The organism is Amycolatopsis sp. EV170708-02-1 (assembly GCF_022479115.1).
Classification (GTDB): Bacteria; Actinomycetota; Actinomycetes; order Mycobacteriales; family Pseudonocardiaceae; genus Amycolatopsis.
Genome location: NZ_CP092497.1, coordinates 8754567 through 8772792 on the forward strand (window position 1 = coordinate 8754567; position 18226 = coordinate 8772792).

The 18226-nt window shown below is 69.7% G+C and carries 15 protein-coding genes and 2 pseudogenes; 9 read left to right on the forward strand and 8 right to left on the reverse strand.

Going from position 1 to position 18226, the window contains the following annotated elements:
* The first annotated feature begins 33 nt into the window (after positions 1 to 33).
* Entirely contained in the window at positions 34 to 1014 is a 981-nt protein-coding gene (locus MJQ72_RS40025; RefSeq protein WP_240596096.1) for a hypothetical protein, read from the forward strand.
* A gap of 3 nt (positions 1015 to 1017) precedes the next feature.
* Here the strand turns inward: MJQ72_RS40025 and MJQ72_RS40030 are convergent, their stop codons facing one another.
* Complete coding sequence (locus tag MJQ72_RS40030) at positions 1018 to 1593, reverse strand: DUF4383 domain-containing protein (RefSeq protein ID WP_240596097.1); 576 nt, start codon at positions 1591 to 1593, stop codon at positions 1018 to 1020.
* A 131-nt stretch (positions 1594 to 1724) separates the two neighbouring features.
* Between MJQ72_RS40030 and MJQ72_RS40035 the strand changes: the two genes are divergently transcribed.
* Complete coding sequence (locus MJQ72_RS40035) at positions 1725 to 2624, forward strand: hypothetical protein (RefSeq protein WP_240601541.1); 900 nt, start codon at positions 1725 to 1727, stop codon at positions 2622 to 2624.
* Between the two features lie 44 nt (positions 2625 to 2668).
* Complete coding sequence (locus MJQ72_RS40040) at positions 2669 to 3520, forward strand: oxygenase MpaB family protein (protein ID WP_240596098.1); 852 nt, start codon at positions 2669 to 2671, stop codon at positions 3518 to 3520.
* Here MJQ72_RS40040 and MJQ72_RS40045 read toward each other — a convergent pair.
* Both MJQ72_RS40045 and MJQ72_RS40050 read right to left on the reverse strand, forming a co-directional pair.
* Positions 3500 to 4716 (reverse strand): annotated as a pseudogene (locus MJQ72_RS40045) (alpha/beta hydrolase). The gene MJQ72_RS40040 and the pseudogene MJQ72_RS40045 sit on opposite strands and share 21 nt — an antisense overlap.
* Positions 4717 to 4852: 136 nt before the next feature.
* Positions 4853 to 5800, reverse strand: a complete 948-nt coding sequence (locus MJQ72_RS40050; protein ID WP_240596100.1) for an alpha/beta hydrolase — start codon at positions 5798 to 5800, stop codon at positions 4853 to 4855.
* Between the two features lie 144 nt (positions 5801 to 5944).
* Here MJQ72_RS40050 and MJQ72_RS40055 point away from each other — a divergent pair, with 144 nt between their 5' ends.
* From MJQ72_RS40055 to MJQ72_RS40075, 5 genes are all read left to right on the forward strand, one after another.
* On the forward strand, positions 5945 to 6412 hold the full coding sequence (locus MJQ72_RS40055; RefSeq protein ID WP_240596101.1) for a MarR family winged helix-turn-helix transcriptional regulator: 468 nt from the start codon (positions 5945 to 5947) through the stop codon (positions 6410 to 6412).
* A gap of 27 nt (positions 6413 to 6439) precedes the next feature.
* Complete coding sequence (locus MJQ72_RS40060; protein ID WP_240596102.1) at positions 6440 to 7288, forward strand: SAM-dependent methyltransferase; 849 nt, start codon at positions 6440 to 6442, stop codon at positions 7286 to 7288.
* Between the two features lie 117 nt (positions 7289 to 7405).
* Positions 7406 to 7942: a PadR family transcriptional regulator gene (locus MJQ72_RS40065; protein ID WP_240596103.1), complete on the forward strand. Its 537-nt coding sequence runs from the start codon at positions 7406 to 7408 to the stop codon at positions 7940 to 7942.
* Between the two features lie 9 nt (positions 7943 to 7951).
* Positions 7952 to 9970, forward strand: a complete 2019-nt coding sequence (locus tag MJQ72_RS40070) for an NADPH-dependent 2,4-dienoyl-CoA reductase (RefSeq protein ID WP_240596104.1) — start codon at positions 7952 to 7954, stop codon at positions 9968 to 9970.
* Between the two features lie 23 nt (positions 9971 to 9993).
* Entirely contained in the window at positions 9994 to 10971 is a 978-nt protein-coding gene (locus tag MJQ72_RS40075; RefSeq protein ID WP_255431470.1) for a prephenate dehydrogenase, read from the forward strand.
* A gap of 72 nt (positions 10972 to 11043) precedes the next feature.
* Here the strand turns inward: MJQ72_RS40075 and MJQ72_RS40080 are convergent, their stop codons facing one another.
* From MJQ72_RS40080 to MJQ72_RS40095, 4 genes are all read right to left on the reverse strand, one after another.
* Positions 11044 to 11271, reverse strand: a complete 228-nt coding sequence (locus MJQ72_RS40080; protein ID WP_016330787.1) for an antitoxin — start codon at positions 11269 to 11271, stop codon at positions 11044 to 11046.
* A 61-nt stretch (positions 11272 to 11332) separates the two neighbouring features.
* Entirely contained in the window at positions 11333 to 12265 is a 933-nt protein-coding gene (locus tag MJQ72_RS40085) for a TauD/TfdA family dioxygenase (RefSeq protein ID WP_240596105.1), read from the reverse strand.
* Between the two features lie 235 nt (positions 12266 to 12500).
* Complete coding sequence (locus MJQ72_RS40090; protein WP_240596106.1) at positions 12501 to 12839, reverse strand: hypothetical protein; 339 nt, start codon at positions 12837 to 12839, stop codon at positions 12501 to 12503.
* 73 nt (positions 12840 to 12912) lie between these two features.
* Positions 12913 to 14877 (reverse strand): FUSC family protein, encoded by a 1965-nt coding sequence (locus tag MJQ72_RS40095; protein ID WP_240596107.1) that lies wholly within the window; start codon positions 14875 to 14877, stop codon positions 12913 to 12915.
* Positions 14878 to 14926: 49 nt separating this feature from the next.
* Between MJQ72_RS40095 and MJQ72_RS40100 the strand changes: the two genes are divergently transcribed.
* Positions 14927 to 15367: an SRPBCC family protein gene (locus tag MJQ72_RS40100; protein ID WP_240596108.1), complete on the forward strand. Its 441-nt coding sequence runs from the start codon at positions 14927 to 14929 to the stop codon at positions 15365 to 15367.
* A gap of 229 nt (positions 15368 to 15596) precedes the next feature.
* Here MJQ72_RS40100 and MJQ72_RS40105 read toward each other — a convergent pair.
* A pseudogene (locus tag MJQ72_RS40105) lies at positions 15597 to 18220 on the reverse strand (CHAT domain-containing protein).
* Positions 18221 to 18226 lie beyond the last annotated feature (6 nt).

An 18226-nucleotide genomic window follows, 5' to 3' on the forward strand; every position in this document is an offset into this window, starting at 1 on the left:
GCCGCGGAACCCCTACGAACAAGGAGAAATCCCATGCTTCGCAAGCGTTTCGTCGTCGCAGCGGCGTCCGCGGCCGTGGGCCTGGTGGCGCTGTCGGCCTGCTCCGGCGGCACCGAGGCGGCGGCCCCCGCCGTCGCTCCCGCCGCGGCGGTGGCCGGGGCGGGCGGGAACGCCCCCGCGGCCAAGGGTGAGACCAAGGTGGCCGTGGCCGAAGCCGGGGATCTCGGCCAGGTCCTCGTCGACAAGGACGGCTTCACCTTGTACCGCTTCGACAAGGACAGCGCGAAGCCGCCGAAGTCCAATTGCGACGGTGACTGCGCGAAGGCCTGGCCGCCGGTGCTGGCCGAGGGCGACGTCCAGATCGAAGGCGTGGATCAGGCCCTGGTCGGCGAGGTGACCCGCGCCGACGGACGCAAGCAGGTCACCGTCGGCGGCTGGGCTCTTTACCGCTACGCCAAGGACGCCAAGGCAGGCGAAGCGAAGGGGCAGGGTGTCGGCAGCACCTGGTACGCCGCGAACGCCAAGGGCGGCAAGGCGGGCCAGGCGGCGAAGGAGGCTCCGGCCGAACAGAAAGACGGTGCCACGAAGCTCGTCGCGAGCAACGTCGACGGCATCGGACCGGCCATTGTGGACCAGGACGGCTTCACCCTGTACATGTTCACCAAGGACAAGAAGAACAAGCAGCCGACCTGCAACGGTGACTGCGCGAAGGCCTGGCCGCCGGTGCTCGCCGAGGGCGACGTCCAGCTCGAAGGCATCGACGCGAAGCTGCTCGGCAAGGTGAAGCGCGCGGACGGCACCATGCAGGTCACCGTCGGCGGATGGGCCGTTTACCGCTACGCCAAGGACGCGAACGCCGGCGAGGCCAACGGTCACGGGGTCGGCGGCACCTGGTTCGTCATCGAGCCCGCGGGCTGCAAGAGCACCGCGCCGGTGAAGGACAAGGCCGCCCAGAGCGGGAACGCCGCCCCCAAGAAGGAGGAAGACGCTCCCGCCCAGGATTCCGGCTACTGAGTCCTAGTGGGCGAGGCCCGGCGGTCGCTCATCCCGAGCGACGGTCGGGCCTTTTTCATGCTTCGGCCGGGCGACCGTGGCGCTGTCGGCCCGCCGGTCCGACACCACGGTCTCCTCGTCGTCCTCCGGCAGCAGCACCTTGTGCCGCGCGGGCAGGAACGCGATCACCAGCCCGAGCGCGGCGAGGCCGAGGTGCAGCCAGTTGTCCGGCCCGTTGAGGTTGAACGGGTTCCCGGCCTGTGAGACCGGGTTCGTCGAAACGGTCCCCGCGATCATGAGACCCCAGACGAACAGCGCCCCGAAGGCGGCGAACGTCAGGAACCCGAAGACCCGGGACCGGCCCGACCCGAAGGTCAGCAGCAGACCGATCGCGCCCAGCACGACGAAGCCGAGGTTGTAGAGGGGGTTCACCGAGAATCCGAGCACGGTGGCGTCGCTGCGGCCGGCGAAATCGGCGAACCCGGTCCTGGTGAAGCCCACGATCCCGAACACCAGGAAGGCCAGGCTCGCCAGCCCGGCGAGGACCTGGGCGGGCTGCAGTCCCGCCGTCCGGATTCGAGCGCGTTGTGCACGTGCCATTGCTCCGCCTCCCAGCGTTGGCGACCTGAATTCACGCTGGGCCCCGGATACCCCGGTGCCCTTCCGGCCAAACGACGGTGGCCGAACGGCCTAACCGTGAACACGAACGGGTGACGCGGCCAACAGGTCATGTGGGCAAGGTGAGCGGAGTCTTCATCCTGGTGGGGCTGTGCCTGGGCGCCATCCTCGCGATGGTCCTGATCCCGCCGTCGCGGCCCGGTCCGGCGGCGGTCGCGGACGCGGCGCCGGGGACCGGGGCGCCGGCCGTCGAAGCCGAGCCGGAGGAGCCGGTCGTATCCCCGGCCGCCTCGTCCTCCGCGGCGCCGGATCCGCCGCCGAAGTCCGTCGACGCCCAGGCCCTCGCGGACCTCGTCCCCGGCGGGCAGGTGAGCGTGGTCGTCTACGACCGCACCGCCAAGAAGAACACCGTTTCCCTCAAGCCGGAACGGTCCTACACCTCGGCGTCGCTCGTGAAGCTGCTCATCGCGCTGGAAGCGCTTCAGGCGGGCGCACCGCCGAGCACCGTGCAGAGGATGCTCTCGGTCAGCGACGACGACATCGCCAGCAGGCTGTGGACGGTCCACGGCGGTCCCCGCATCGTCACCCGCTGGGCGGCCAAGATCGGCCTGGGCGGCACGCGTCCGCCTGAGGATCCCGGCCGCTGGGGCGACACCCGGATCACCGCCGCGGACGTCGCGAAGATCTACCGCTACCTGCTGGAGCAGGCGGGCGAGGGGACACGCACGACGATCATGCGCGCGTTGAGCGGCGCGACGGAGAGCGGTTCCGACGGGGTGCGGCAGTACTTCGGCATCCCGGACGCCGTCGGTTCGCTCCCCTGGTCGATCAAACAGGGCTGGGCGTGCTGCCGCGGCTCGCGGATCCTGCACAGCTCGGGCGCGGTCGGCGAAGACGACCGCCACATCGTCGTCGTCCTGACCTCGCAGCCGACGTCGACCACGTACGCCGGTGCGGGCCGGCGGGTGACGGAGGTGGTCAAGGCGCTGCTCCCCGCTATTGACGACATGTAAACAAGGTGGGACAGTGGCCGTACGCCGCTCTTCGGGAGGTCGCCATGAGCACCGAAGCCCGCCTGCCCGCCGTGACCCCGCTCGGCCCGGATTCCGTGGCCTGGCGAGTGGTCGGCGACCGGAGACTGCTGCTCGGCGCGGGGACGGCGTTGCTGCTGCAGGTCGCGCATCCCGTCGTCGGCGCGGGCGTCCACGACCATTCGAACTACACCGAAGATCCGTGGGGCCGCCTCGACCGGACCATCGATTCCTTGCTGAGCCAGGTTTTCGGCGGCCAGGCGGCGATCGCGGAGGCCGAGCGGCTCCGCGAGATGCACAAGGCGATCAAGGGCGTCGACCAGCACGGCGAGCGCTATCACGCGTTGAACCCCGAGGCTTACTGGTGGGTGCACGGCTCGACGTTCTGGACGACCGTCCGCATGCACGAGGTCTTCGTCCATCCGTTGTCCGGCGCGGAAAAGCGCCGGTTCTACGCGGAATGGCGACGCCTCGGCCTGCTGCTCGGCCTCCGCGAGCACCACATGCCGGAGGACCTCGAAGGATTCGAGGCCTATTTCGACGACGTCGTCGCGAACCGGCTCGAAGACAACCGAACGGTCCGGGAACTGCTCCACTCGATCACCATGCGCGACACGCCACCGCCGCCGTGGTGGTTCTTGCCGGAGGCCCTGTGGCGCCCCGTCCGTCCCGCGGGCGGGAACGTGCTGACCCTGTGCGCGATCGGCTTGCTTCCGCAGGCTCTCCGCGACCGCTTGAGTCTCAAGTGGACGGACGCCGACGAACGCCGCCTCCGGCGCCTCGGAGCGGTCACACGGGCGGCCGGGAAACGGGTTCCCGACCGGATCCGCTTGTACCCCAAGGCTTATCGAGCCAAGTTACTCGACGACATCCACTAGCGCGCCCTTGGCGCCGGTGTTGGGCAGGGCCATGGCGTGACCCCGCCGTTGGTGATGATCTTCTTGTCCTGCGGCGCGCACGGCGGCACGGTCCGCGCGCCGATCCACGCCAGCACGTCGGGCACCTGCGCCTTGAAGGTGTTCATGTTGTGCCCGGCGTCCGGGATCCGCCACGACGAGAGCGTCGCGGGCGCGCGGACGGCCGCCTGGATCTGGTCGATCGAGAAGCTCTCGAAGCTTTCCTTGTCCCCCGCGATCGCGAGGATGTCGACGGGCGACGGATGCTTCTGCAGGTTCACCGTGACCGTGTTCGCGTCGGCGATGTCCTGCCTGCCCTTGAACAGGTTCTCCGTCTCCGCGTCCACCGAAGCCTTGTAGTAGCCGCTGACGCTCGCCGCCTGGCCGTACCACTGCGGATGCCGGGTCACCAGGTTCATCGCGCAGTACCCGCCCGACGACCAGCCCGCCATCGTCCACGCCTTCCGCTGCGGGTTGGCGCCGAGTTTCTCGATCGCCCAGTCGCGGATGTCGGCGGTCAGGTAGGTGTCGTTGGCGGTCCCGTTGACCTCGTCGATGCATTCGGTGTCGTGGCCGACCTTCGGTTTCCCGGTCGGGTCCGGGATGATCACCAGGGTCGGCGGGAGCACGTGCTTCGCGATGGCCGCGTCGAGCCTGGCGGGCAGTTCGTAGGGACCGGTGACCACCTCGGGCCCGGACGGGTAGTTCGGGATCCATTCGATGACCGGGAACTTGAGCGACCGGAACGCGGGATCGTAGTACTGGGGCGGGAAGTACACCGAGACGTCGCGGGTGAGGCCGGTGCGCTTGCCGGTCACCGTCATGTGCACGACGGATCCCTTGCCCTCCTTGGCCCGCATCGCCCCGGCGTCACGCAGTTTGTCGAGGTCCGAACCGTTCTGCCCGGCGACGGCGTCGACACTCTCCCCCGAGTACACGCCGGTGCCGAACAGGGCGCCGACCGTCGGGAAGAACCCGCCGATCATGTTCCCGCCCATCCCGGTGCTGACCACGACCAGCACCACCGCGACGAGGATCGTGGTGCTACGGCCGAGAACCTTGCGGCGCCAGCGTTCCCAGAGGAACGGGACGGCGATGATCGCGAGCAGCGTCAGCACCAGGACGATGACGAGGTTCAGCGTCGAATCGAGCCGGATGGCACTCAGTCCCAGTCCCATGGCGATCGTGTCCCTCTCCGGCCGCGGCACGCCCCCGCACCGCATTTCCCACATCCGGATCAAGAGACGTGCGACCACCGGAAAGTGTTGTCCAGGGTGACGCGTGTCACCCTGGACAAACCGTGTTCCGGACTGCTCAGTCCGTCAGAGCGGTGCGCAGCACCCCGATCGCCTGCGAGATGGCGGCTTCCGCGGCGTGCGTTTCGCGCAACGTGTTGAGCATGACGAAGTCGTGGACGATGCCCTGGTATCGCACGGCCGTCACCGGCACTCCGGCCTGACGCAGCTTCGCGGCGTACGCCTCACCTTCGTCGCGCAGCACGTCGGCTTCCGCGGTGATCACCAGCGCGGGCGGGAGACCGGCCAGCTCGTCGAGGCTCGCCCGCAGCGGCGACGCGGTGATCTCCGCGCGCTGCGCCGGATCGGTCGTGTACTGGTCCCAGAACCACTTCATGCCGTCGAGGGCGAGGAAGTAGCCCTCGGCGAACCGCCGGTAGGACTCGGTTTCGAAGCTCGCGTCGGTGACCGGGTAGAAGAGCACCTGCTGCCGGAAGGTGACGTCGCCGCGCTGTTTGGCGAGCAAGGTGAGCGCGGCGGTCATGTTCCCGCCGACGGAGTCTCCGGCGATCGCGATCTTCGTGGCGTCGAGCCCGTTTTCGGCGCCGTGCTCGGCGACCCACTTCGCCACCGCGTAGTTCTGCTCGATGGCGACCGGGTACCGCGCCTCCGGTGAGCGGTCGTACTCGGGGAAGACGACGGCGGCGCCCGCGCCGACCGCGAGCTCGCGGACCAGGCGCTCGTGGGTGTGGAAGTTCCCGAAGACCCAGCCGGCGCCGTGGATGTAGACGATCACGGGCAGCGGCCCGGCCACGCCCTGGGGCCGCACGATGCGGACCTCGACGCCGTCCACGTGCGTGGTTTCGACGTCCGCGGCGGGCAACTCGACGTCGCCGCCCTGGACCTCGTCGACGGCCTTGCGTCCTTCCTCCGGCGGCAGCTGGAAGAGGAACGGCGGCGTGGCGGTGGCCTCGACGAAGGCCTGCGCGGCCGGTTCGAGGGCCAGGTTGTGCGGGTTGGCGGTCATTTCTGCCTCCTGGGTTCCGAAGTCGATGCGACCAAGGTAGCTCGCAACTTAGTTGTGCACAACTTAAATGTGCTCAAGGAGATTTAGCCCACTCAAGTGGCGATCCGCGGCATGATCGGCGCACCATGGGGACGAGGAGGACCGATGCCCACGGACAACACCGGGTCGCTGTGCCTGGACGATCAACTGTGCTTCGGGCTCTACGCGGCATCGCGGGCCGTGACCGCGCTTTATCGCGTGGTGCTCGACGATCTGGGCCTGACCTATCCGCAGTATCTGGTGATGCTCGCGCTCTGGGAGGAGGACGAGCGGCTGGTCAAGGAGCTCGGCACCGTGCTGAACCTCGACTCCGGCACGCTGTCGCCGCTGCTCAAGCGGCTGGAGAAGTCCGGACTGGTCCAGCGCGTCCGGCAGGCCGACGACGAGCGGTCCGTGCGCATCAGCCTGACCGGGGACGGCGCCGGGCTCAGGGAGCGCGCGAGCGGGATCCCGAAGATCATCGGCGACGCGATGGGGCTCGACGCGGCCGGTCTCGCCCGCACCCGCGCGGAGCTCGATCGCTTGACCGAATCCGTCAACGCCTACCGCGAGGCCTACGTCCCGGCCGGTTAGCATGGGATTTCCGGCGCGGACAAAGGGATGACGATGATCGATCACGACGCGGCGCTCAAGGCCGTCGAGAACAGCTTGGACCGGCCGTCCGCGGCCCGCGTCTACGACTACTTCATCGGCGGCGACACGCATTACGCCATCGACCGCAACTTCGCCGAGAAGGTGCGCGAGCGCCTGCCGCTGATGGGCGACTACTGCAAGACCAGCAGGCAGTTCCTCGGCCGCGCCGTGCGGCACTGCGCGGAACAGGGCATCAGGCAGTTCGTCGACATCGGCTCCGGGCTGCCGACGGCGGGCAACGTGCACGAGGTCGCCGACGAGGCGCGGCCACAGGAGGACACGCACGTCCTCTACATCGACAACGAGCCGATCGCGCTCGCGCATTCGACGCTGCTGCTCGCCGACACCGCCGACCCGGACCGCCACCACGCGATCGCGGCAGATCTCTTCGACCCCGAGGACCTCTGGGAACGGGTGATGGACTCCGGGATCATCGACGTCCGCGAGCCGATCGCGCTGGTGGTCAACGCGGTCATGCACTTCATCAAGGACGAGCAGGACCCGGACGGGCTGCTGGACTTCTACCGCGACCGGCTCGCGCCGGGTTCGCTGCTGGTGCTTTCGCAGATGACCAACGAGAACCCGGCCAACGAGGAGGAACGGCAGGCGCTGCTGGACATCCTCGAGTACTACGAGACCACGACGAACCCCGGTTTCCTGCGCACCATGGACGAGTTCCGGCGCTTCTTCGGCGGCTGGCCGCTGCTGGAGCCGGGCCTGGTCTACGCGCCGGCGTGGCACCCGGACGAGAAGACGATCTTCGCCGCTTCGCCTTCGGAGTCCCGCGTCATCGGCGGGATCGCCCGCAAGCCTTAGCTTTCCCGAAGTACATGAAGGCCCCCTTCCTTGCGCCTAGGTACAGGAAGGGGGCCTTCATGTACTTGTGACGCGCGTCGCCTTGCAGTGCAACTAGGTGCATATGAAACTGGGTGCATGGCATTGGAGCACGCGATCCTCGTTTCGCTGTCCGAGCGGTCCGGCTCGGGCTACGAGCTCACGCGTCGCTTCGAGAAGTCCATCGGACTGTGGTGGAGCGCCACCCACCAGCAGATCTACCGCGTCCTCAAGCGGATGGAGGACGCGGGCTGGGTCACCGTCGACCAGGTCGCGCAGTCCGGGAAGCCCGACAAGAAGGTGTACACCGTCGGCGACGCCGGGCGGACCGAACTGGCCCGCTGGCTCGCCGAACCCGATCCGTCGGCCACCGCCAGGGAGCTTGCCGTGAAGATCCGCGGCGCGGCGCTCGGCGATCCGGCCGCCGTCGCCGCCGAGGTCACCCGGCATCGCGACGCGCACGCGGCACAGCTCGACGCGTACCTGCTGATCGAGAAGCGCGACTTCCCCGACCCGAGCGTCCTCAGTGGACAGTCGTTGCACCAGTTCCTCGTGCTGCGCGGAGGAATCCGAACCGAACAGGGCCACGTCGAGTGGCTCGAGGAAGTCCTCCAGGCATTCCACCACGATGCGTAAGGACCAGCGATGAGCCCGTACCCGAACCTGCTGTCCCCTCTCGATCTCGGCTTCACCACCCTGCGTAACAGGGTGATCATGGGCTCGATGCACACCGGCCTCGAAGACAAGGAAGCGCATTTCCCGCAACTGGCCGAGTACTACGCCGAACGCGCCCGCGGCGGCGTCGGGCTGATCGTCACCGGCGGCTTCGCGCCGAACCGGACCGGCTGGCTCCTGCCGCTGGCGTCGAAGCTCTCGACCCGCGCGGAAGCCAAGGCGCACAAGCAACTCACGGATCCGGTGCACGAGGCGGGCGGCAAGATCGCGCTGCAGATCCTGCACGCCGGCCGGTATTCCTACCACCCGCTGAGCGTTTCCGCGTCGGGTATCAAGGCGCCGATCAATCCCTTCAAACCGCGGGCCCTTTCCGGGTACGGCGTGCTGCGCCAGATCCGCGCGTTCGCCGATTGTGCCTTCCTGGCCAAGGAAGCGGGCTACGACGGCGTCGAGATCATGGGCTCCGAGGGCTACTTCATCAACCAGTTCCTCGCCGAGCGGACGAACAAACGCACCGACAAATGGGGTGGCAGCGCGGAGAACCGGCGCCGGATCGCCGTCGAGATCGTGCGCCGCACGCGGGAAGCGGTCGGCGAGGACTTCGTCATCATCTATCGACTGTCCATGTTGGACCTCGTCGAGGGCGGGCAAAGCTGGGAAGACGTCGTCGCGCTGGCCAAGGAGGTCGAAGAGGCGGGCGCGACGATCATCAACACCGGTATCGGCTGGCACGAGGCGCGGGTGCCGACGATCGTGACGTCCGTGCCGCGCGCGGCGTTCACCTGGGTGACGGGCAAGCTCAAACCGCATGTCGGGATCCCGGTGGTCACGTCGAACCGGATCAACATGCCCGAGGTCGCCGAGGAAGCGCTGGCGAGCGGCGACGCGGACCTGGTGTCGATGGCGCGGCCGTTCCTCGCCGACCCGGAATGGATCCGGAAGGCCGAGACCGGGCGCGAGGACGAGATCAACACCTGCATCGCGTGCAACCAGGCCTGCCTCGACCACGCCTTCAAGCGGAAGCTGGTGTCCTGCATGGTGAATCCGCGCGCGGGCCACGAGACGACGCTGACGCTTTCGCCCACCCGCAAGACCAAACGCGTCGCCGTCGTCGGCGCGGGGCCTGCCGGGCTCGCGGCCGCGACCGGGCTCGCCGAACGCGGGCACACGGTCGAACTCTTCGAAGCCGACGACGAGATCGGCGGCCAGTTCGGGATCGCGCGCAAGATCCCGGGCAAGGAGGAGTTCGCGGAGACCATCCGGTACTACGCGCGGCGGCTGGAGGTCACCGGCGTCAAGGTGCGCCTCGGCACCCGCGTCGCCGCCGCCGACCTGATCGGCGCCGGGTTCGACGAGGTCGTGCTGGCCACCGGCGTGACCCCTCGGGTGCCGTCGCTCCCCGGGATCGACCACCCCAAGGTTCTGTCCTATGTGGACGTCGTCCGGCACGGGAAACCGGTGGGCGGCAAGGTCGCGGTGATCGGCGCGGGCGGGATCGGCGTGGACGTCAGCGAATTCCTGACGCACACCACCTCCCCCGCGCTCGATCTGGACGCGTGGATGGCCGAATGGGGCGTCACCGATCCCGAGCGGGCCGCGGGCGGGCTGACCGAGCGGAAGGTCGAGCCGTCACCGCGGCAGGTCTTCCTGCTGCAGCGCAAGAAGTCCGGGATCGGCGCGGGGCTGGGCAAGACCAGCGGCTGGGTCCACCGTGCCGCGCTGAAGGCCAAACGCGTCGAGCAGCTCACCGGCGTCGCCTACGACCGGATCGACGACGACGGGCTGCACATCACCGTCGGTGACAAGCCGCGCGTGCTCGACGTGGACACCGTGGTCGTCTGCGCGGGACAGGAGCCGGTGCGCGACCTCGTCGACGACCTGCGCGCGGCCGGGCTGCCGGTGCATCTGATCGGCGGCGCCGACGTCGCGGCCGAACTGGACGCCAAACGGGCCATCGATCAGGGAACCCGCCTGGCCGCCGTTCTCTGACGAGTGGCCTCGTAGATGGCAGGATGAGCCTTGTGCGGGACGTATGCGTGATCGGGCTCGGGTTGATCGGTGGTTCGCTGCTGCGCGCGGCGCATTCGATCGGCCGCACCACGTTCGGGGCGACGACCTCCGAAGCTGACGCGGACGCCGCCAGCAGAGCGGGTTTCGACGTCACCACGCAGGTCGAAGCGGCGCTGAGCAAGGCGGCGGAGCGGGACGCGATGATCGTGCTCGCGGTGCCGCTGCCCGCGGTCGAGGAGGTGCTCCGGACCGTTTCGCGGGTCGCCGGGCACTGCGTCCTCACCGACGTGACCAGCGTGAAGGGCCCGGTGCTCGACTCGGTCCGGCGCCGCGCGCCGTACGCGAAGTTCGTCGGCGGGCATCCGATGGCCGGGACGGCGAACTCCGGCTGGAAGGCGAGCAATCCGGCGTTGTTCGGCGGCGCGGCGTGGGTGCTGGGCGTCGAACACGACACCGATCTGACGGCGTGGGCGGAGGTCGCCCAGCTCGTACTGGACGTCGGCGCGCACGTCGTGCCGCTGCCCGCGGACTCGCACGACGAGACGGTCGCGCGGATCTCGCATCTGCCGCATATCTTCGCGGCCATCCTGGCCACGATCGGCGCGCAGGGCGGGCCGCTGGCGATGTCGCTGGCCGCCGGGTCCTATACGGACGGCACGCGGGTGGCCGGATCGAGCCCGGCGCTGGTGCGGGCGATGACCGAGGGCAACCGGGACGCGCTGCTGCCGATCGTCGACGAGGCGCTCGGGCGGCTGGGCGCGGCGCGGGGCTCGCTGGCGTCGACGGGCGGTCTCGCTGTGACGGTCAACGCGGGCCACGAGGGCGCGCAAGCGTTTGCGGCCAGTAAGGACGCGGAACGCGCCGGGGTGCGGGTCAGCCTGACCGCCCCGGACGCGCGCGACGGCCTGATCGCGCTCGGCGAGCGCGGCGGCCGGATCACGGCCATCGAGGGCGACACCGCGATCGGCGAGGTCTCCTGACGCGTTTCGTCCTCTGAATGCGGTCCTTGCACACGCAAGTACCGCGTTCAGAGGACGAAACGCGGGAGATGGTTACTGGCCCTGCGGCGGGTTCTGGGGCTGGGGGTTGTCGGGGGTGTCGTCGAACTTGTTGATGAACCCCTTCGCCTTCTCGACACCCGAGTCGATCTGGGAGTCGTGACCGGAGAACTTCGACTTGGCGAAGTCGGCCGCCTTGTCCAGGCCGCCCTCGATCTTGTCGTTGTGCTCGCGGAGAGCGTCGGTGGCCTTGTTCTTCAATTCATCGAAGTTGATGCCCATGGCCACATCGTCACACAAGGACCGGCGAACACGCCTCGGCGATCACCCGTCGTGGGGACGCTCAGAACGGCCGGTCGCCCGTGATGGCGACGCGTTCGGCCACCCGCGCGTACGGGTGGTAGTCGTTGACGGCGTAATGCTGGGTGGCGCGGTTGTCCCAGAAGGCCACCGAACCCGGCCGCCAGGCGAAGCGCACCTGGAACTCCGGGATATGCGCCCGGCTGAACAGGTACCGCAGGAGCCTGTCGCTCTCGTCGCGGTCGATGCCGACGATATGCGTCGTGAAGGCCTGGTTCACGAAGAGGGTGCGGCGGCCGGTTTCCGGATGCGTGCGGACGACGGGGTGCTCGACCGGCGGGAACGCGTCTTGGTGACGCAGCAGGAGCTCCGGGTCGGAGAAGCGGTCGAAGCCGGGGATGAAGTCGTGCACCGCGGTCAACCCGTCGACGCGCTCGCGGATGTCGTCGGGCAGGTTGTCGTAGGCGGCGGCCATGTCGGCCCACATCGTGTCGCCGCCCACCGGCGGGACCTCGATCAGCCGCAGGACCGAGCCGAGCGCCGGCGCGGGCCGGAACGTGACGTCCACGTGCCAGATGTTCTCGAACGCGGGCATGGTCGCGGACCGGGCGAACCGCGTGGTGTCCTCGGTGTCGCCCTTCGGGATGAACGGGTTCGTCTCCAGTTCGCCCCAGTTGGCGGCGAACGCGCGCTGGTGCGCCGAAGTGATGTCCTGGTCGCGGAAGAACAGCACCTTCCACTCCAGCAGCGCGCGGTTCAGCTCGGCGTGGAGCTCCGGCGTCAGCGGCCGGGCGAGGTCGACGCCGCCGATCTCGGCGCCGATCACCCTTCCCAGCGGGCGTAGCGAGAAGAGCTCGTACGGGCGTTCCTCGACACCTTCCGGCAGGCGCCGCAGCAGGCGCGGCCCTTCGAGGATCCCGCCGTCGGGGACGGTCGCGGGACGGAGACGGACACGGTCGGGCAGTTCGATGGACATGCTGGGCTCCAAGGGTTTCCGATTTCCGGGTAGGACGGAACCGGCCACCTTTCACAGGCGGCCTTCGCGGGAAATACGGCTACGCGGGCGGAGAACCCAAACGTCCACGGCGCAGGAGCAGTGCGGCGACGCCTTCACCCAGCGAACGGTGCGGCGCGGACTCCCAAGTGACGGACACGACCCCATGGTGGGCGCGATTTGGCGCGCGGTCAACAGCGTCCATGCGACGGGACGATCACCGTCTCCGCTCGGACGGGAAGCTGCCCGACCACGTGTTCCGATGCTCGCGGGGCCGCAGCGCTTCGGCCAGCACCCACTGCGAATGCGTCGTGCCGCCCCGGCCCACCGGACCGAGCTGGAAGGTGACCCAGCCGACCCAGTGCCCCGTCGTCGTCGCCCGCCACATCCCCAGCAGCCCGGGGACGGTGGCGGTCAGATCCAGGCCGTCGGGCAGGCGGGTCTTCACCGCGCCGACGGGGTACACCAGCTTGAGATCGACCCAAACGGGCTGGTTGGGCCGGACCATGTGCAGGTGACGCGGCCCCGGCGGCAGCGTGTCACCAGTGTCGAGCATGCGTCGATTATGCGTGAAAACTCGAACATTAGTTCGAGATGATGCTCACCCATCCCCCGTCCGGGTGGGTAGGTCAGGCGCGGCGGTGATACGGCAGAAACCGCCGGACCAGCCGCAGCGGCGCGCGTTCGACGAGGTCGGGGCCGCGCACGGCGTCGAAGGCGGCGCCGATCTGGTCGACGACGCCGGACAGCTGCTCGTTGTCGGGCATCGGCATCTCTTCCGGGTCCCGTTCGTCGCGGACGGCGGCCGCGAGTTCGGCGAGGGCCGCCGTCAGGAGCGCGATGTCGGCCTTGCCGGGGGCGGGGGCACCGCGCCCGAGGGTGACGCCGACCTCGGTGACGGCGTCGGCGACGCGTTCGAGCCCGGCGATCACCGGCCACCAGGCGACGGCCTGCCGTCCGGCGGCGGAGGGTTCGACGACGACCTGCTGGAACGCGGTCCGCAGGTCGGCCAGCGCGCGGTAGGCGCGGCGACGGGCGCGTGAGCGGTCCAACCGGGCCTCGCCGGACGGCGCGAGCACGAGTCCTTTGTCGACGTACTTCACCAGGCTGTCGAGGCTGTCGGCGAGCCGTCCGCCGACCTGTGGCCGTCGGCTGCCCGGCCAGAGCAGGTAGCCGAAGATCAGGACGATCGCGCAGCCGAGCACGGTGTCGACGAGCCTGGCGAGCACGACGTTCCAGCTTCCGGTGCTGGCGAGGTCCATCTGCAGGATGATCAGCGGTGTCACGAAGGCGCTGAGGATGCCGTAGTTGCGGACCTTGCCGACCGCGACGCCGCCCGCGAAGACGGCGATCAGCAGGACCAGCAGCCAGCCCTCGCCGCCCGCGGCGAGCACGGCCGCGCCGATGCCCACGCCGATCACCGTGCCGATGCCGCGCAGCACGGCGCGGCCGAAGACCGAGCCGAAGTCCGGTTTGAGGACGATGCCGACGGTGAGCGTGATCCAGTAGGACCGTTCGAACGGGACGAGCAGCGCGACGACTTCGGCGATCGCGACGCACAACGTGAGGCGGAGCGCGGCGAACCAGGTGAGCGGGCCGGAAACGAGCGAACCCGCCCAGCCGCGAAGGCGTTTGTGCCACGGCTGGACATCGCGCCGTTTCCGGTTGTCGCCCTTGCCTATCCGGGCGAGGCCGGCGTAGAGCGCGGCGAGGACCGGGTCGGCGTCTTCGGGCGCTTCGGGAGGCTCCGGTAGTTCCTGGTTCGCGAGGACGGCGGCCGAGGTCGCGATGAAGTGGTCGATCACGTCGTCCGGGGCGTGGCGGCCGGCGTTGACCATCGCGACCGACGCCTCGACGGCGGGGGTGCTGGCCGAGAGCAGGTTGAGCAGCTGGCGATAGGTGGCGTCGCGGCCGGACAGCCAGGACCGGGCGGTGAGCAGCCGGTCGTACGCGGTGTTCATCGCGGTCGTGAGCTGGTGCCGCGCGACACGTGAGGTGGCTTCGTCGGTCGCGGAGAGCATCGCGGCGAGCTCGACGTAGACGTGCGCGACGGCGCCGCGTTCGGGGCTGGTGGCGCGGAAGGTCCAGGTGGCGAGCGCGATCAGCAGGCTCCAGGCGGCGCCGGCGCAGAAGTAGCCGAGGAGGACTTCGACGCGCAGCCCGGTGACGTGCTGGCCGGTGCCGAGCACGCAGAAGACGAACATCTGCAACCCTGCGACCGACGCGTTGCTGCCCGCCGCGCTGATCAGCGCGGACACCGCGGCGACCCCGACGACGACCGGGATGGACGCGGCGGGGATGCCGCCGGTGATCAGCCCGGCGAAGTAGCCGAGGGCGGCGGCCGCGGTGGCTCCGCCGAGCCGCCGCGCGCGGTAGCGATACGGGCCGGCGGATTCGGAAAGGACGGTGGGCAGGGCGCCGGTGGAGACGAGCGCGCCGACGCCGATGTCTCCCAGTGCGTAGCCGACGGCGAGCGGGACGGCGAGGGCGAGGACGGCGCGGGCGACCATGTTCCACGGAATGGGAACCGGTGTGCTGCGGAGCAGCTGCACCAGCCAATGTGGTGCGGCGATCTCGCGGCGCGGCGTGCTCACGCCTCCATCTTTGCTTATCCGTGGCGTTCGGAGCGGTTATCGTCGCCACATGGGCAAGACGTACTCCTTCGAGGTCAACCGGACGAGCAGCGCCTCGCCCGCCTCTCTGTTCGCGCTGGAGGCCGACGGTTCCCGGTGGTCGGAATGGGCGAAGCCGGTGGTGTTCCACTCGCGCTGGGCGCGGGAACCGGACGCGGACGGCGTGGGCGCGGTGCGGGCCGTCGGCCTGTGGCCGGTGTACCTCCATGAAGAGACGCTGGAGTACGAACAGGACCGGAAGCACGTCTACGGCTTCGCGGGTCTCGCGCTGCTGAAGGACTATCGCGCCGAAGTCTCGTTCACGCCGAACGCTTCCGGCGGCACGGATCTGCGATGGACCGGCCGGTTCACCGAGCCGCTGCCCGGCACCGGCGCCGCCGTCCGCACGGCGCTGCGCACCGTGATCTCGATCCTGGCCACCCGCCTGGTGAAACACGCGGAACGCGCCTGACCCCACCCCCCGCCCTTCCCAAGGGGGGCGACCCCGAGTCCAGTCTACCGGCGCTGGGCGACGGGAACGGGCGCTCGGCGGAGTTGTCCACAGAGGGCGTTGGTTGTGGACAACTCCTGTGGGTAGCCGAAGGACGCCACGGCCACATTGGACGCGGTGAGGGACGCCTTCGCCGCGTGCGACGCGGCGAAGGGAGCTTTCGCCACATTGGACGCGGTGAAAGTCCCCTTCAGCCCGCGCCGAGACACAGGAAGGGACGCCGCAGCGGATCGGCGGCGGTCGCTTCCGCGAGCGCCAAAGCGGGCGCGGTCCCCAGCGCCAGCCGCCGATGCAGATCGGCCATCGCGGCGGCGGCCGCCTTGTCGCCGACCCGCGCGATCGCGCCGATGACCGTTCGCGAGCCGCTGGCGAGCAACGTCCCGGCGAAGCCGAGCGCCTCCTCGCCGGGCCGGATATGGCTCATCGCGAGTTCGCACGCGGCCAGCACCACCCGTTCCGGCGGCTTCGCGAGCCGGGCGGTTTCGTGCGCGTACAACGGGCCGTCGACCAGCTCCAGCCGCGAGAACAACGCGTTCGCCGGTTCGTGCGCGCCGTGCGCGACCAGGTGCGCCATTCCGGAACCGTCCAAAGCGGACAGGACGGCATCGCTGGTCGCGTCCTTCCCGTCGACCAGCCGCGCCTGCGGGTACACGGCCCGCAGGTTCCGCACCTCACCCACCGAACCCGGCACCCCCGGCCCGCCGGCGAGCAGCACCGGCCCGGAGTTCCGCCGCCCGGACGCGGTCACCCAGGCGGTCGCCGACGGCGCGATCGACACCGGGTGTCCGTGCAGTGAAGGCAAAGCGCCCCAAGGCAACGCGTACAGCGAACCGATCGGCACGATGATCAGCTCGCGGTTCTCCAGCGTCTTCGCCAGCGACGCGGAGATCAGCCGGTCCAGTTTGTCCGCCCGGCGCCGCGCGGAACCGGTGACGACCTCGACCAGCGGCGCGGGCAGGTTGTCCGGGGCGAGGGCGTCCAGATCCGCGTGCAGCTGCCGCGCGGTCTCGACGATCTCCCCGAGCGGCCCCAGCTTCAGGAGCCGGAACCGGCCGCGGTCGACGACCACCGCGTACAAGGTGTCGCGATACCCCATCAGGCTGACCAGCACGCGATCGCCGAGCCGCTCGACCACCTCTTCGGGTGCCGAGACGGGCCGCGGGCGACCCCACTGGCTGGTGTACCACCCGAGCCGCGTCGCCTCCCGCTGCAAGCGGTCGTAGCGCTCCTCGAGCTTCCCGACCGGTTCACCGGACAGCCGCCGCGCCTGGATCGTCCCCTGCACGTGCCGCATTTCGTTGATGTGCCGGGCGAGCGCGGGATCCTCGATGACCGGGAGCGGCTCGTAGCGGTACACCTGCGCGCGCGTGCGTTCCAGCCACGCGAACAGGCTCTTCGCCCCGGCGCCGCTGCGCCTGGCCTTCTTGAGCACCAGCGTCAGCGCGAGTTTGCCCAGCTCTTCGCCGTGCGCCGCCGTCCCGCAGACGAGGTCGAGCCCGCCCATGCGGTCGCGGATCTGCCCGAGTTCGGCCAGCCCGGCCCGCGCCTGCGCGAGCGCCGAACGCGGCCGGTGGGACGCCACGGCGAGTTCGGCCCGGCACAACCGCAGCTGCATCCGGTGGTCGATCGGCGTGGTCTGCCGCGGTTTCGGCACCTGCGCCAGCAGTGCTTGGGCGGCGGCCGTCTCCCCCGACGGATCAGCAGCCGCACCGCGAACATCCGCGCCGCGCCCGCTTCGTCGCGCAGACCCAGGCCCGCCAACCGGATGGCGAGTTCGGCCAGTCGCTCCGGCAGTTTCGCGGGCGGCTTCTTCTCCCTGTCCGCCAAGACCTTCACCGCGTCCGCGCGAAGCCTGGTCAGTTCGGCGATCTCCGCCCATCGGCCGTTGCCACGCCGCAGGAAACTCCGTCGCGCGGAAGTCGCGAGCTTCTTCGCGAGAACGTGGTCGCCCTCCAGGATGGCCGCCCCGGCCCGCGCGACCTCGGCTTCGGCGACGAGATGATGCGCGCCGTTGCCGCGGAGTTCGGGGATCGCCTCGTCGAGATGCCGCGCCGCCTCCTCGGCGAGCCCGGCGGTGAGCAGGGCCTTCGCCTGATCGAGCCGGACCAGCGGCAGCGAACCAGGACCGTCGGTGACGAAGATCGAGGCTGCTTGCTCGTAGTGCCGGAGCGCTTCGGGGATGTCACCGAGCAACTGGGCGTGATCACCCAGGTTGTGCCGGATCTTCCCTTCCAGCATCCGGTGCCCGTGTTCGACGGCGAGATCGAGTGCGTCGGCGAGGTCCCGGTGCGCGTCGGCGGGATTGGTCTTCTGCAGCTGAAGCCAGGCCCGGTTCATCAAGGTCTTGGTCACCAGGAGACTGTGTCTGTCCGCCTCGGCGACGAGCTGGGGGATCACCGCGTTGTAGAGCGCGAGCGATTCGTCGAGCCGCCCCACGCGCATCATCACCAGCGCGCGCTGCAATACGACGATGAAACCCAGTTCCCGCCGGGCTTCACCGCTCGGCAGCCGAAGCCGCGTCCGCTCCGCCTCGTCCAGCCGGACGAAACCGTCCTCTTGGGACGTGATCTCCGCTTCCGCCGCCGCGAGGCTGACCAGGATCCGGACCCGGATCTCCAGCCGTTCGGGACTGTCCGCGTCCACCCGCCCGAGCCGGGACAACCCGCTCTGAAGCAACCTGATCGCCGCGCCGGGCCCGTGGTCGGAAGCCGCGGCCCTGGCCCGGCGATGCAGATCGGCCGCCGATTCGACTACGGCGTCGACGACGGAAGGCTGCGCGGGCACACGCACTATGGGAGCACACCCACGCCGCATAACGGA

Bases quoted from the DNA above. Each gene is read 5' to 3' on its own strand.
- MJQ72_RS40025 (WP_240596096.1), top strand. From the start codon at position 34: ATGCTTCGCAAGCGTTTCGTCGTCGCAGCGGCGTCCGCGGCCGTGGGC.
- MJQ72_RS40090 (WP_240596106.1), bottom strand. From the start codon at position 12,839: ATGCTCGACACTGGTGACACGCTGCCGCCGGGGCCGCGTCACCTGCAC.
- MJQ72_RS40055 (WP_240596101.1), top strand. From the start codon at position 5,945: ATGCCCACGGACAACACCGGGTCGCTGTGCCTGGACGATCAACTGTGC.
- MJQ72_RS40060 (WP_240596102.1), top strand. From the start codon at position 6,440: ATGACGATGATCGATCACGACGCGGCGCTCAAGGCCGTCGAGAACAGC.
- MJQ72_RS40100 (WP_240596108.1), top strand. From the start codon at position 14,927: ATGGGCAAGACGTACTCCTTCGAGGTCAACCGGACGAGCAGCGCCTCG.
- MJQ72_RS40070 (WP_240596104.1), top strand. From the start codon at position 7,952: ATGAGCCCGTACCCGAACCTGCTGTCCCCTCTCGATCTCGGCTTCACC.
- MJQ72_RS40030 (WP_240596097.1), bottom strand. From the start codon at position 1,593: ATGGCACGTGCACAACGCGCTCGAATCCGGACGGCGGGACTGCAGCCC.
- MJQ72_RS40080 (WP_016330787.1), bottom strand. From the start codon at position 11,271: ATGGGCATCAACTTCGATGAATTGAAGAACAAGGCCACCGACGCTCTC.
- MJQ72_RS40065 (WP_240596103.1), top strand. From the start codon at position 7,406: ATGGCATTGGAGCACGCGATCCTCGTTTCGCTGTCCGAGCGGTCCGGC.
- MJQ72_RS40085 (WP_240596105.1), bottom strand. From the start codon at position 12,265: ATGTCCATCGAACTGCCCGACCGTGTCCGTCTCCGTCCCGCGACCGTC.
- MJQ72_RS40040 (WP_240596098.1), top strand. From the start codon at position 2,669: ATGAGCACCGAAGCCCGCCTGCCCGCCGTGACCCCGCTCGGCCCGGAT.
- MJQ72_RS40075 (WP_255431470.1), top strand. From the start codon at position 9,994: ATGAGCCTTGTGCGGGACGTATGCGTGATCGGGCTCGGGTTGATCGGT.
- MJQ72_RS40050 (WP_240596100.1), bottom strand. From the start codon at position 5,800: ATGACCGCCAACCCGCACAACCTGGCCCTCGAACCGGCCGCGCAGGCC.